11 protein-coding genes are annotated in these 13,687 nt (G+C 62.1%); 2 read left to right on the top strand and 9 right to left on the bottom strand.

Features of this window, described 5'->3' with window-relative positions; genetic code table 11:
- Positions 1-159 precede the first annotated feature (159 nt).
- Both C4J85_RS04655 and C4J85_RS04650 read left to right on the top strand, forming a co-directional pair.
- Complete coding sequence (locus C4J85_RS04655) at positions 160-1,482, top strand: OprD family porin (protein WP_124409078.1); 1,323 nt, start codon at positions 160-162, stop codon at positions 1,480-1,482.
- 187 nt (positions 1,483-1,669) lie between these two features.
- Positions 1,670-3,154: a sensor domain-containing diguanylate cyclase gene (locus tag C4J85_RS04650; protein WP_124409077.1), complete on the top strand. Its 1,485-nt coding sequence runs from the start codon at positions 1,670-1,672 to the stop codon at positions 3,152-3,154.
- Positions 3,155-3,204: 50 nt separating this feature from the next.
- Here C4J85_RS04650 and lpxC read toward each other — a convergent pair whose 3' ends face one another.
- From lpxC to murD, 9 genes are all read right to left on the bottom strand, one after another.
- Positions 3,205-4,116 (bottom strand): UDP-3-O-acyl-N-acetylglucosamine deacetylase, encoded by a 912-nt coding sequence (gene lpxC / locus C4J85_RS04645; protein ID WP_003171886.1) that lies wholly within the window; start codon positions 4,114-4,116, stop codon positions 3,205-3,207.
- 112 nt (positions 4,117-4,228) lie between these two features.
- The gene (gene ftsZ / locus C4J85_RS04640; RefSeq protein ID WP_003216225.1) at positions 4,229-5,425 is read right to left on the bottom strand and encodes a cell division protein FtsZ; all 1,197 of its coding nucleotides are present in this window, start codon (positions 5,423-5,425) and stop codon (positions 4,229-4,231) included.
- 75 nt (positions 5,426-5,500) lie between these two features.
- Entirely contained in the window at positions 5,501-6,763 is a 1,263-nt protein-coding gene (ftsA, locus tag C4J85_RS04635) for a cell division protein FtsA (protein ID WP_057724626.1), read from the bottom strand.
- Positions 6,764-6,778: 15 nt separating this feature from the next.
- Positions 6,779-7,648: a cell division protein FtsQ/DivIB gene (locus C4J85_RS04630; RefSeq protein WP_057724625.1), complete on the bottom strand. Its 870-nt coding sequence runs from the start codon at positions 7,646-7,648 to the stop codon at positions 6,779-6,781.
- A gap of 4 nt (positions 7,649-7,652) precedes the next feature.
- Complete coding sequence (locus tag C4J85_RS04625; RefSeq protein WP_124409076.1) at positions 7,653-8,609, bottom strand: D-alanine--D-alanine ligase; 957 nt, start codon at positions 8,607-8,609, stop codon at positions 7,653-7,655.
- On the bottom strand, positions 8,606-10,066 hold the full coding sequence (gene murC, locus C4J85_RS04620) for a UDP-N-acetylmuramate--L-alanine ligase (protein ID WP_124369687.1): 1,461 nt from the start codon (positions 10,064-10,066) through the stop codon (positions 8,606-8,608). Before murC ends, C4J85_RS04625 begins: the two co-directional genes overlap by 4 nt.
- Positions 10,059-11,129 carry an undecaprenyldiphospho-muramoylpentapeptide beta-N-acetylglucosaminyltransferase gene (gene murG / locus C4J85_RS04615; RefSeq protein WP_124365877.1) on the bottom strand — a complete coding sequence of 357 codons (1,071 nt, stop codon included), beginning with the start codon at positions 11,127-11,129 and terminating at the stop codon, positions 10,059-10,061. Before murG ends, murC begins: the two co-directional genes overlap by 8 nt.
- Positions 11,119-12,342, bottom strand: a complete 1,224-nt coding sequence (gene ftsW / locus C4J85_RS04610) for a putative lipid II flippase FtsW (RefSeq protein WP_124365876.1) — start codon at positions 12,340-12,342, stop codon at positions 11,119-11,121. Before ftsW ends, murG begins: the two co-directional genes overlap by 11 nt.
- Positions 12,339-13,685 carry a UDP-N-acetylmuramoyl-L-alanine--D-glutamate ligase gene (gene murD / locus C4J85_RS04605; RefSeq protein ID WP_124409075.1) on the bottom strand — a complete coding sequence of 449 codons (1,347 nt, stop codon included), beginning with the start codon at positions 13,683-13,685 and terminating at the stop codon, positions 12,339-12,341. The genes ftsW and murD overlap by 4 nt, the downstream gene beginning before the upstream one ends.
- Positions 13,686-13,687 lie beyond the last annotated feature (2 nt).

Genomic DNA, 13,687 nt, shown 5'->3' with positions numbered 1-13,687 from the left:
GCCGAACCCTCACCCGAATTTCCCTCGACTTATTTCCAGGGCTCTACACTGGGAATCTGTCTTAAAGCCGCTGACTTCAGCGGCTTTTTTTTGCCGTAAAAAAGGCCAGGCACACCCCACGACACTGGCCGTTCATGATTGATCAAAGGAGCTCCACCGGTGAAGAACTCGCTGACATTCACCCCGTTATTCCTCGCCATCGCAGCAACGATCACTCCCCTTGCCCACGGGGCAGACGCCACGCCCACCGAGGGTTTCGTCGAGGGTTCGCACCTCACTATCGACACCCGCAACTACTACATGAATCGCGACCGTCGCGACCTGCATACCGATGACAGCAAGGAATGGGGCCAGGGCTTTATCGGTACCTTCACCTCCGGCTACACCCAAGGCACCGTAGGCGTCGGCCTGGACCTCAACGCCATGTTCGGCCTCAAGCTCGACGGCGGCGGTGGCACCGACGGTTCCAGCATCCTTCCGTACGGCAGCGGCAACGGCAAGGCGCCCGGCACGTTCTCCACCGCTGGCGGCACCTTGAAACTGCGCGCGTTCGATACCGAGTTGAAGGCCGGCGACCTGTTCCTCAACAACCCGGTGATCGCCGGCGGCATGACCCGCATGCTGCCGCAGACGTTTCGCGGCGTGAGCCTGGCCAACCACAGCCTCGACGGCTGGATGTTCGAAGGCGGCCAGGCCAGCTTCACCAAGCTCTACAACCAGAGCGGCCACCGGCGCATCGGCACCAGCTACGGCGCATTGCCAGCCAACGCCGACGCCCAGCACCTGAACTGGGCCGGTGTAGCGTTCAGCGGCATCCCCGGGTTGACCAGCAACCTGTACGCCGCCGAACTCAAGGACGTATGGCACCAGTACTACTACGACCTCGAATACACCTATGCACTGAACGACCTGGTCAGCCTGACCCCCGGCCTGCATTACTACCACACCCAGGACACCGGCCAGGCACTGCTGGGCGCTATCGACAACAACACCTACAGCTTGCATATGACCCTGGGCGTGGGCAACCACAGCGTCACCGCCGCTTACCAGCGGGTCAACGGCAACACGCCGTTCGACTACATTACCCAGGGTGACAGCGTGTACCTGGACAACTCCCAGCAATACTCGGACTTCAACGGCCCCAACGAGCGTTCGTGGAAGCTCAAGTATGCCTATGACTTCGCCGGTCTCGGCTTGCCTGGCCTGACGTCCGCCGTGTCGTATATCAGCGGCAAGACCGACCTGACCACGGTCGACCCGAACAGCCGGGGCTACAGCAACTGGTACAGCGCCGACGGCAAGAACGCCAAGCACTGGGAGCGCGATATCGACCTGAAATACGTGGTGCAGGGCGGCAAGGCCAAGAACCTGGCGGTACGCCTGCAATGGGCGACCAACCGTGGCGGCAATGGCTACTCGGCGGTGGATCGGGATGTGGATGAGTACCGCGTGATCGTGGACTACCCAATCAACGTGTTCTAACCCCGATCTCACTGACAAAGAAGATCCAATGTGGGAGGGGGCTTGCTCCCGATGGCGGTACATCAGCAACACATCAGCTGCCTGACACTCCGCCATCGGGAGCAAGCCCCCTCCCACATTTTGCTTCTGCGCCATCTTCCGGAGTTGCTACTACGCTAAAGGCATCCTCAGAGCAGAAGTACGCCCGATGAGTTCAAGCCTTGCCCGCCCTACCCGCCGCCCGGAACGCCTGCTGATCCTGAGCAGCACCCTCACGGTGTTGCTGATCGTGGGAATCGTCACCGCACTGTTGAATCGCGAACATGCCAACACCTTGCAGACCGCCAAGCGCACCGCCACTACCATTACCCAGTTGATCGATGCCGATGTGCTACGCAACGTCGAGCTCTATGACATGGCCCTCAAAGGCCTGATCGCCGCGACCGAGCGCACTGACCTGCAGGGCGTGTCCGCGAGCATCCGGCACCTGGTGCTGTTCGACCGCTCCGCCACAGCGCCGTACAAAGGCGACATCCTGTTGCTGGGCCCGAGCGGCGAGGTGATTGCCGACTCGTCCCTGCTCACGCCCAAGGCCGGCAACTTCGCCGACCGCGACTATTTCCAGATTCATCGCACCAATCCCGACATCGGGCTGTATATCAGCCGACCGTTCAGGGCCCGCTGCGAATGCGATGACCCGTGGCGCATTGCATTTAGCCGCCGCGTTTCGTCATCGGACGGGCGCTTCCTGGGTGTGGCTGTCGCCTCCATGCGTCTGTCGTACTTCCACCAACTGTTCAGCAGCCTGAATATCGGCAGCAACAGCACCATCAACCTGCTCAACCACCAGGGCATCCTGCTGGCGCAAGAACCGTTGCTGGAAGCGGATATCATCAACAAGGACCTGAGCCAGCGGCCCAATGTGGCGCGCATGCTGCGCGAGCGAGACGGCACTTTCCACAGCGTCTCCAGCCTCGACCAGCAGCCTCGGCTCTACAGTTTCTCGAACGTGGGCGATTTGCCACTGATCGTCGCGGTGGCGTTGGCCAGCGACGAAGTGTTCGCGCCATGGCGACGGGCGGCGTGGCTGGTCAGTCTCGCCACGGGGGTGCTGTGCATTGGCCTGTTGTGGCTGACCTGGGCGCTGTGCATGGAGCTGCGACGGCGTCACCGGGCCGAGCAGGTGCTGTCAGAACTGGCAGGTACCGATGCCCTCACTGGCCTGGCCAACCGCCGCACTCTCGACGAACGCCTGCGCCTGGAATGGGATCGCGCGCAACGTTCAACCGAGCCGTTGACGGTGCTGATGATCGACGTGGACCACTTCAAGGCCTTCAACGATCGCCATGGCCACCAGGGCGGGGACGACGCACTGCGCACGGTGGCGCAGGTGATCGACAGCAATATCCGCCGCCCGGCCGACCTTGCCGCACGTTACGGCGGTGAAGAATTCGCGGTGGTGCTGCCCGATACCGACGCCAAGGGCGCTTGGGTGATCGCCGAGCATATCCGCAATGGTGTTGAGCACTTGCCACGGCCGGCATGGGACGAGCAGCCGATCACCGTGAGCATCGGCATGAGCACCTGGGAGAAGCGCAGCGGTCTGTCCCTTGAAGACTTGCTGCTCAAGGCCGACCAGGCGTTGTATAAGGCCAAGCACAGTGGCCGCAATCGGACGATCGCCGGGACATAAAAAAAGGCCACCCGAAGGCAGCCTTTAAAACTAAAGAAGAGAGTTGTTACTTACACCGCCGCAACGGGACGCATGTAAGAGATCGGTGCGGTGCTGGCATCTTCGAAGGTCACGACTTCCCAAGCGTCTGTCTGCTCAATCAACTTGCGCAGCAGCTGGTTGTTAAGGGCGTGGCCCGACTTGAAGCCTTTGAACTCGCCTATCAGGCTATTGCCCAGCAGGTAGAGGTCACCGATTGCATCGAGGATCTTGTGCTTCACAAATTCGTCTTCATAGCGAAGGCCGTCTTCGTTCAGTACACCATCCGCGTCGACCACAATGGCGTTTTCAACGCTGCCGCCGAGTGCGAGGTTGTGCTTGCGCAGGTACTCGATGTCACTCATGAAACCAAAGGTACGGGCGCGGCTGACTTCTTTTACGAACGAAGTGCTGGAAAAATCCACGCTTGCACTTTGGGTGCGGTCACGGAATACCGGGTGATCGAAATCGATCTCAAAGCTCACTTTAAAGCCTTCGAACGGGACGAAGGTGGCGCGCTTGTCGCCGTCTTCTACTGTCACTTCCCGCAGAATGCGAATGAACTTCTTGGCTGCGTCCTGTTCTTCCAGGCCGGCAGATTGAATCAGGAATACGAAGGGTCCAGCGCTGCCATCCATGATCGGGACTTCGGACGCGGAGAGCTCGACGTAGGCGTTATCGATGCCCAAACCGGCCATGGCCGAGAGCAAGTGCTCCACCGTGTCCACTTTGACGTCACCGTTGACCAATGTGGTCGACATAGTGGTTTCGCCAACGTTTTCCGCGCGAGCAGGTATCTGCACCACAGGGTCCAGGTCGGCACGCACAAACACGATGCCGGTGTCGACAGGTGCAGGCTTGAGGGTCAGGTATACCTTTTCCCCGGAGTGCAGACCTACACCTGTGGCACGAATAATATTCTTCAGGGTGCGTTGTTTAATCATGGCTTGGACCGCTTCAGCGCAAATTGCGAACTGGTATCAACAAAGGCTGGCGATAATAGCAGACCAGACCTTTGCTGAACACCAATCACCTTCATAGCCCTGATACATTCCATTAATCGGCCTGACGACGCAGGAATGCCGGAATGTCCAGGTAGTCCAGATCGTCTTGCGGATTCGGGCTACGGGACGCCGCAGCACCGGCCTGAGCCTGGTTGCGCATCACGGTCGGACGGTCCAGGTCACGGTAGTTCACCGACGGCAGTTCCTGGCGCGAAGGCGCTGGAGCGGCCGCTTGCTGGCTGGCGTGGCTGGTATGGACGGTATTGTCGATGACCTTTACAGGCTTCTCGATTTTTGCACCCAGGCCGGTCGCAACCACGGTCACGTGCAGTTCGTCGCGCATGTCCGGGTCGATAACGGTGCCGACCTTGACCATGGCGTGCTCGGATGCGAAGGCTTCGATGATGCTACCCACGTCGGAGTACTCACCCAGGGACAGGTCGGGACCTGCGGTGATATTCACCAGGATGCCGCGCGCACCTTGCAGGTTCACGTCTTCCAGCAGCGGGTTGCGAATGGCTGCTTCGGTGGCTTCGCGTGCACGGTTCGGACCGCTGGCGCAGCCGGTACCCATCATCGCCATGCCCATTTCGCTCATCACGGTACGCACGTCGGCAAAGTCGACGTTGATCATGCCGGGACGCTTGATGATGTCGGAGATACCGCGAACGGCACCGGCCAGTACATCGTCAGCCTTGGCGAACGCGGACAGCAGGCTGGCGTCCTTGCCCAGGATGGTCAGCAGTTTCTCGTTGGGAATGGTGATCAACGAGTCGACGCTTTCAGACAGCAGACGGATGCCTTCGTCGGCGATCTGCATGCGCTTGCGGCCTTCGAACGGGAACGGACGGGTCACAACAGCGACGGTCAGAATCCCCATTTCCTTGGCCACTTCGGCAATGATCGGCGCTGCACCGGTACCGGTACCGCCGCCCATGCCGGTGGTGATGAACACCATGTTGGTGCCTTGCAGCACTTCGGCAATACGCTCGCGGTCTTCCAGGGCGGCTTGACGGCCGACTTCCGGATTGGCGCCAGCGCCGAGGCCCTTGGTCACGGCTGTGCCCAATTGCAGGATGGTCCGCGCGCCGATGCTTTTCAGCGCCTGGGCATCAGTGTTGGCGCAGATGAATTCAACGCCTTCAATGTTGCTCTTGACCATATGGTTGACAGCGTTGCCGCCGCCACCGCCGACACCGATTACTTTGATAACCGGGCTAGCGGGGATGTTGTCTACGAGTTCAAACATGTTCCCTCTCCTTTCGTTTTCTCTAGTTTTTTCGCCTACTGCTTATTACGGGTGTTGCGGTGTCGCGGTAAATCTTCAGAAATTGCCTTTTACCCAAGCCTGCAGCCGCTCGAACAACGGCGCTTTCGCTTCGTCATCGCTGCGGTAGCTGTCACGGATGCTCGGGCCCGACAGGGAAATGCCATCGGTCTGCTTTTGCAGCCCGTACAACAGCAAGCCCACACCGGTGGAATAAATCGGGTTACGCACCACGTCGCCGAGGCCTTTGACGCCATGGGGCACGCCCAGGCGCACCGGCATGTGGAAGATCTCTTCGGCCAGTTCGACCGCGCCTTCCATTTTCGAGGTGCCACCGGTCAGCACGATGCCGGCCGGGATCAGATCTTCGTAGCCGCTGCGGCGCAATTCGGCCTGGATCAGGGTGAACAGCTCGTCGTAGCGCGGCTCGACCACTTCGGCCAGGGCCTGGCGCGACAGCTCGCGCGGTGGACGGTCGCCGACGCTTGGCACCTTGATGGTTTCACCGGCACCGGCCAGCTTGGCCAGGGCGCAGGCGTAGCGGATCTTGATTTCTTCGGCGTACTGGGTCGGTGTGCGCAACGCCATGGCGATGTCGTTGGTGACCTGGTCGCCGGCAATCGGGATCACGGCGGTGTGACGGATCGCACCCTCGGTGAAGATCGCGATATCGGTGGTGCCGCCGCCGATGTCCACCAGGCACACGCCCAGTTCTTTTTCGTCGTCGGTCAGCACCGAGTAGGCCGAAGCCAACTGCTCGAGAATGATGTCGTCGATTTCCAGGCCGCAGCGACGCACGCATTTTTCAATGTTCTGTGCGGCGTTGACGGCGCAGGTCACTACGTGGACCTTGGCTTCCAGACGCACGCCCGACATGCCCAGTGGCTCGCGAACGCCCTCCTGGTTATCGATCACGTAGTCCTGGGGCAAGGTGTGCAACACGCGCTGGTCAGCCGGGATCGCCACAGCCTGGGCGGCGTCGAGGACGCGCTCAAGGTCGGCCGCGCTGACTTCACGGTCGCGGATCGCCACGATGCCGTGGGAGTTCAGGCTGCGGATATGGTTGCCGGCCACGCCGACGAACGCCGAGTGAATCCGGCAACCGGCCATCAGCTGCGCTTCTTCGATGGCGCGCTGGATCGATTGCACGGTGGACTCGATGTTCACCACCACGCCCTTCTTCAGGCCCCGGGACGGATGCGTGCCAATACCGACGATTTCGATCGTGCCGTCTTCACCGACCTCGCCCACCAGCGCCACCACCTTGGAGGTGCCGATATCGAGACCGACGATCATTTTGCCGCTTTGCACGTTTGCCATGGGTCCTGCCTCTTCTTAATTCTTCGCGACAGCGGGTTGTGCTGCCGTGGGCGCTACCGGTACACGCCAACCGACGGCCAGGCCGTTGGCGTAACGCAGGTCGACGCTCGCAATGTTCGTAATCTGTTCTTTCAAGGTTTTTTCATAGATGGCAATAAAGCGGCGCATCTTTTCCACCAAGCGGTCGCGTCCCAGCAACAACTCGATGCCCGGGCCGGAACTGCCTGCCCCGGTCGTCAGAAACCAGCTGCCCCGCTCACGCAATTCCAGGCGTGCGATGGAGAAGCCCAGTGGCCGCAGCATCTGGCTCAAGGCCTGGTATTGCTGCATCACTTGCTGTTGCGCCCGCTGCGGCCCGAACAGCTGCGGCAGGTGCTCATAGTTCGCCACTTCACGGGGCGCAAATGCCTGACCCTGGTTGTTCAACAACGCACCATCGCCCCAACGGGCCACGGGCAGCTGTTCTTCCAGGCGGATCGTTACCTGGTCCGGCCATACGCGGCGGACTTCGGCATGGGCGATCCATGGCATCTGTTCCAGCTCCGCGCGCATGCCGGCCAGGTCAATGGTAAAGAAGCTCGCCGCCAGGAACGGGCTGATGCGCTGCTGTACCGCTTGCTGGCTGATGTAGCTCAAGTCGCCCTGCACGCTGATCTTGGTGATCGGCCGGTCGGCATACGGCAACAGGCGCTGCGCCCCTTCGTAGGTGCCAAAGCCCAGTACCACCAGCAACACCGGCCAGAACAGCGCCTTGATGAAACCAAAGTTGGCTTTGGGCAGGCGCGCCGACATCGGCTCTTTGGCCACCATGCGGCTGGCACCCCGTGGCACCGGCTTGCGGCTCGGTGCTTGTGGGGGCTGATGACGAAGCGATGCGCCTTTCATGTGCTTAGCCTCTTGGCTCAATGCTGTCGGCCAGGATCGCCAGCACCAACTGCTGGAAATCCAGGCCGGCGGCACGGGCGGCCATAGGGACCAGGCTGTGGTCGGTCATCCCGGGTGCGGTGTTGACTTCCAGGAACCAGAAATTCCCTTGGTCATCCTGCATCACGTCTGCCCGCGCCCAACCGGCGATACCCAGCGCCTCACAGGCTTGCGCCGTGAGGTCCATCAATTGTTGTTCCCTGGTTGCGTCAAGGCCGCATGGAATCCGGTACTGGGTATCGGAAGCCACGTACTTGGCGTCGTAATCGTAAAAAGTGTGGGGCGTGCCCAATGCGATAGGCGGCAATACCTGGCCACGCAGGGTGGCGATGGTGTACTCGGGACCCTGGATCCACTGTTCCACCAACACTTGCGAATCGTAGGTACTTGCCGCTTTCCATGCGTCGATCAATTCAGCGGCCGAGTTCACTTTGGCCATGCCGATACTGGAGCCTTCATGGGCAGGTTTGACGATCAAAGGCAGGCCCAGTTCCTTGGCCGCGCAAATACAATCGTCTTCGCTGCGCAACACGGCGTGACGTGGCGTGGGAATGCCCAGGCTGTGCCACACCTGCTTGGTGCGCAACTTGTCCATCGCCAGCGCTGAAGCCAGGATGCCGCTGCCGGTATAGGGGATGCCGGCGCACTCGAGCAGGCCCTGCATGCTGCCGTCTTCACCGCCACGGCCGTGAAGAATGATGAAGGCGCGGTCGATCTTTTCGGCCAGCAGGCGGGCGAGGAGATCATCGCCCACGTCGATACCGAAGGCGTTCACACCGGCGCTTTGCAGCGCTTCAAGCACCGCATTGCCAGACTTGAGCGACACTGCGCGCTCGGCGCTCTTGCCGCCGAACAGCACGGCAACGCGGCCGAAGTCGGCAGGCGCGACAGTGGAGAACAGGGAGGCGTAGTCAGTGATCATTTCGACTTCCCCTTTTCGGCCGCAAGCGCTTCTTTTACGAACAATGGGCTGGCCAGCAATTTAGGCGCAAGCCCACCGATATCACCGGCACCCTGGCACAGCAGGATGTCGCCGGCGCGCAGCAGCGGCTTGACGATCGGCGCCAGGTCGACGCCGCGCTCAATGTAGATCGGGTCCAACTGCCCACGCTGACGGATGCTGTTGCACAGCTTGCGGCTGTCGGCGCCCGGAATTGGTTCTTCACCGGCCGGGTACACTTCCATCAGCAGCAGCACGTTGGCATCGGCCAATACATTGACGAAGTCGTCGTACAGGTCACGGGTGCGGCTGTAGCGGTGCGGCTGGTAGACCATCACCAGGCGACGCTCCGGCCAGCCACCGCGCACGGCCTTGATCACGGCGGCAACTTCGGTGGGGTGGTGACCATAGTCATCCACCAGCATCACCTCACCGCCTTCAACCGGCAGCTGGCCGTAGACCTGGAAGCGGCGGCCGACACCGGCAAAGCGCGACAGGCCTTCGACGATGGCTTCATCGCTGACGCCTTCATCGGTGGCAATGCAGATGGTCGCCAGGGAGTTCAGTACGTTGTGGTTGCCCGGCATGTTGACCGACACATCCAGCGGCTCGCGGTCGGGGCGCAGCACGGTGAAGAAAGTCTGCATGCCTTCCTGGCGCACATTGATCGCGCGCACGTCGGCGTCTTCGCTGAAGCCGTAGGTCACGGTAGGACGCTTGACCTGCGGCAGAATCTCGCGCACCACCGGATCGTCCAGGCACACCACGGCCAACCCGTAGAACGGCAGGTTGTGCAGGAAGTCGACGAAGGTTTTCTTCAATTTGTTGAAGTCACCGTCGTAGGTTGCCATGTGGTCTTCGTCGATGTTGGTGACGACGGCGACCAGTGGTTGCAGGTGCAGGAAGCTCGCGTCGCTTTCATCGGCTTCGGCGATCAGGTAGCGGCTGGTGCCGAGCTGGGCATTGGTGCCGGCTGCATTCAGGCGGCCACCGATGACGAAGGTCGGGTCCAGGCCACCGGCGGCGAACACCGAGGCGATCAGGCTGGTGGTGGTGGTCTTGCCGTGGGTACCGGCGACGGCGATGCCGTGGCGGTAGCGCATCAGCTCGGCGAGCATCTCGGCACGCGGCACCACCGGAATACGGCGCTCGAGGGCGGTGGCCACTTCCGGGTTGGACGTGTTCACAGCGCTGGACACCACCAGCACATCCGCCTCGGCGGCGTTTTCGGCGCGGTGGCCGATGAAGATCTGCGCGCCAAAGGACTTCAGGCGCTCGGTGACCGGCGACTCTTTCAAGTCAGAGCCGGACACCTGGTAGCCCAGGTTCAGCAATACTTCGGCAATCCCGCACATGCCCACGCCGCCGATGCCGACGAAGTGGATGCGACGGATGCGGCGCATTTCCGGTTGTGGCATGGCTTTCTGATTCTCAACCATGGGCCACCTCCAGGCAGATATCGACCACGGTGCGGGTTGCGTCAGGTTTGGCCAGGCGGCTTGCGGTGCTCGCCATGCTGTTGAGTCGTTCCGGTTGCATCAAAACCTCGGTCAGGCGTGCGGCCAAATCGGCGGCGCCAGTCGTTCTTTGCGGCAGCAGGAAGGCAGCGCCCTCCCCGGCCAAATATTCGGCGTTGCGGGTCTGGTGATCGTCGATTGCGTGGGGCAGAGGCACCAGCAACGACGGCAGACCGGCGGCAGCCAGTTCACTGACGGTCAGCGCACCAGCGCGACAGACCACCAGGTCGGCCCAGCCATAGGCGTGGGCCATGTCTTTGATGAAGGGCTGGACAGTCGCCTCGACACCGGCCTCGCGATAGCGCGTGGCGGTGACTTCATCGTGATGCTTGCCGGCTTGGTGGAAGATCTCCGGGCGCAATTCCACAGGGAGTTGCGCCAGCGCCTCCGGCAGCAATTTGTTCAGCGGCTCGGCGCCCAGGCTTCCGCCGAGGATCAGCAGGTGCGCCTTGCGTCCGACCAGCGCTTGGCGGGCGATGTCCATGAACAGCTCGGTGCGCACCGGGTTGCCGGTGGTACGGCGCTTGCTCGACGCGCTGAAGGTATTCGGGAACGCTTCACACACCCGCGCGGCCAATGGCACCAGCAAGCGGTTGGCGGTACCGGCAACGGCGTTCTGTTCATGCACGATCACCGGTACGCCGGCGAGTTTTGCCGCCACGCCACCGGGGCCGGTCACATAACCGCCAAAGCCGAGCACACACACAGGCTGCAACTCACGGATGACCTGGCGTGCCTGCCATACCGCCTTGAGCAACACGAACGGCGCCTTGAGCAGCGACAATTTGCCCTTGCCCCGCAAGCCCGTGACGTTGATCAGGTGCAGCGGCAAACCGGCGTTCGGCACCAGCTCGTTCTCGATGCCACGCGGCGTTCCCAACCAGTGCACGCTGTAGCCACGGTTCTGGAATTCGCGCGCGCAGGCCAGGGCCGGGAACACATGGCCCCCGGTGCCGCCGGCCATGATCAGCACGTTAGCGCCCATGGGTCGGCTCCTCGGCGAAGTCGCTTTCGCTGAACTCCATCTCTTCGCTGCCCAGGTGAGTACGACTCTCCCACTCGATGCGCAACAACAAGCCAAGGCAGGCGCAGCAAATCACCAACGAACTGCCGCCGTAACTGAGGAACGGCAAGGTCAGGCCCTTGGTCGGCAGCAGCCCGACGTTCACGCCGATATTGATCAGGAACTGGCCGATCCACAGGAACGACAAGCCGTACGCCACATAGGCGGCGAAATACTGTTTGGCCCTCTCGGCCCACAAGCCGATGTACATGCCGCGCACACACACGAACACGAACAACGCGACGGTGCACAGCGAGCCGACCACGCCCAGTTCCTCGGCCAGTACCGAGAACACGAAGTCGGTGTGCGCTTCGGGCAGGTAGAACTGCTTCTGCACACTGTTGCCCAGGCCCACGCCCAGCCACTCGCCGCGACCGAAGGCAATCAGCGCCTGGGTCAACTGGTAGCCGGAACCGAACTGGTCGGACCATGGGTCGGTAAAGGTAATCAGACGGGCCATCCGGTAGGGTTGCGCCTGCACCAGCACCGTCACGGCCGCGACCGCCAGCACCACCATCAAGGTGAAGCGGAACAGGCCGACGCCGCCCAGGAACAGCATCGCGGCGGCGGCGCCCATCATCACCACGGTGGCGCCGAAGTCGGGCTCCATCAGCAGCAGGCCGGCCATGGGCAGCAGCACGATGAATGGCTTGAAAAAGCCCATCCAGCTTTCGCGCACTTCTTTCTGACGGCGCACCAGGTAGCCGGCCAGGTAGATCACCACGAACACCTTGGCGATTTCCGAGGGTTGCACGTTGAAGGCACCGAAGCCGATCCAGCGCATCGAACCGTTCACCTCGCGGCCGATGCCGGGCAGGATCACCATCACCAGCAAGCCGAACGCCCCGATCAGCATCAGCCAACCCAGGCGCTGCCACGTGGCGATCGGGATCATCATGGTGACGATGCACGCGCCGAGGCCGATCACCAGGTACACCAGGTGACGGATCATCATGTACAGGGTGTTGCCCGACTGCACGGCGGCCACTTCGGAGGACGCCGAGGTGATCATCACCAGGCCCAGGCCGAGCAGCGCCAGGCAACCGGCGAGCATCGGGAAATCCAGGTCGATGCCGCGCCCGGTAATGATCGGCGACGGGTACGGCTTGATGATGTTTTTCAGGTTGAGGCTCATGCCAAAGCCTCCACGGCGCGGGCGAACAACTGGCCGCGCTCTTCATAGTTCTTGAACATGTCGAAACTGGCGCAGGCTGGCGACAGCAGCACCGCATCACCCGGCTGGGCCAGGGCTTTGCACTGGGCGATCGCGTCGTCCAGGGAGGTAGCGCGCACTTGCGGCACCGCGTCGCCCAGGGCTGCGGCGATCAGGTCCGCATCACGGCCCATCAGCACCACGGCGCGGCAATGCGCAGCGACCGGCGCTTTAAGGTCCTTGAAGTCGGCGCCCTTGCCGTCGCCACCGGCGATCAGCACCAGCTTGCCGTCGATATCGGCACCCAGGCCTTCGATGGCCGCCAGGGCCGCACCGACGTTGGTGGCCTTGGAATCGTTGTAATAGCTGACGCCGTCGAGGTCGCGCACCCACTGGCAGCGATGCTCAAGGCCGGCGAAGGTGCGCAGGCTGGCGAGCATGGCGTCGAAGGGCAGGCCCACCGCGTGGCCGAGCGCCAAGGCCGCCAGGGCGTTGGACTGGTTATGGGCGCCACGGATTTTCAGCTCGCGCACCGGCATCAGGTTCTGGAATTCGAAGGCCAGGTATTTCTCGCCGTTCTCTTCGCGAATGCCAAAGGCTTTGAAATCGGGCTTGCTCAGGCCGAAGGTCCAGCAAGGCATGCCTTCGCCTATCAGTGGACGGCTCAAGGCATCCTGGCGGTTGACCACAAACTGCTTGGCGCCCCGGAAGATACGATGCTTGGCCAGGTGATAGGCCGGCAGGCCGCTGTAGCGGTCCATGTGGTCTTCGCTGACGTTCAACACGGTGGCCACTTCGGCACCGAGGTCATGGGTGGTTTCCAGCTGGAAGCTCGACAGTTCCATCACGTACAACTCGACGTCGTCGCTGAGCAGATCCAGCGCCGGCACCCCGAGGTTGCCGCCCACCGCCACGCGCTTGCCGGCAGCCTTCGCCATTTCGCCGACCAGGGTGGTCACGGTGCTTTTCGCGTTGGAACCGCTGATGGCGACGATCGGCGCCTTGGCGTGACGCGCAAACAGGTCGATATCGCCGGACAGCTTCACGCCACGCGCCGCTGCGGCCTGCAGGGCCGGTGTGGCCAACGCCAGACCGGGGCTCACGTAAAGCTCATCGGCGCGGCACAGAAATTCGACGTCCAATTCGCCACAACGCACTTCCACGTGCGGGTAATCACGGCGCAGCGTGACCAGATCCGGTGGATTTTCCCGCGTGTCGGCCACGGCAAACGACGTGCCCCGGTTCGCCAGGAAGCGAACCAGGGACATGCCGCTCTTGCCGAGGCCGACAATGATGCGGAAGTGGTCTGAAGCGATCAGGGACACTC

Source organism: Pseudomonas sp. R4-34-07 (assembly GCF_003852375.1).
GTDB lineage: Bacteria > Pseudomonadota > Gammaproteobacteria > Pseudomonadales > Pseudomonadaceae > Aquipseudomonas.
This window is presented reverse-complemented; position numbering and strand designations above follow the sequence as displayed.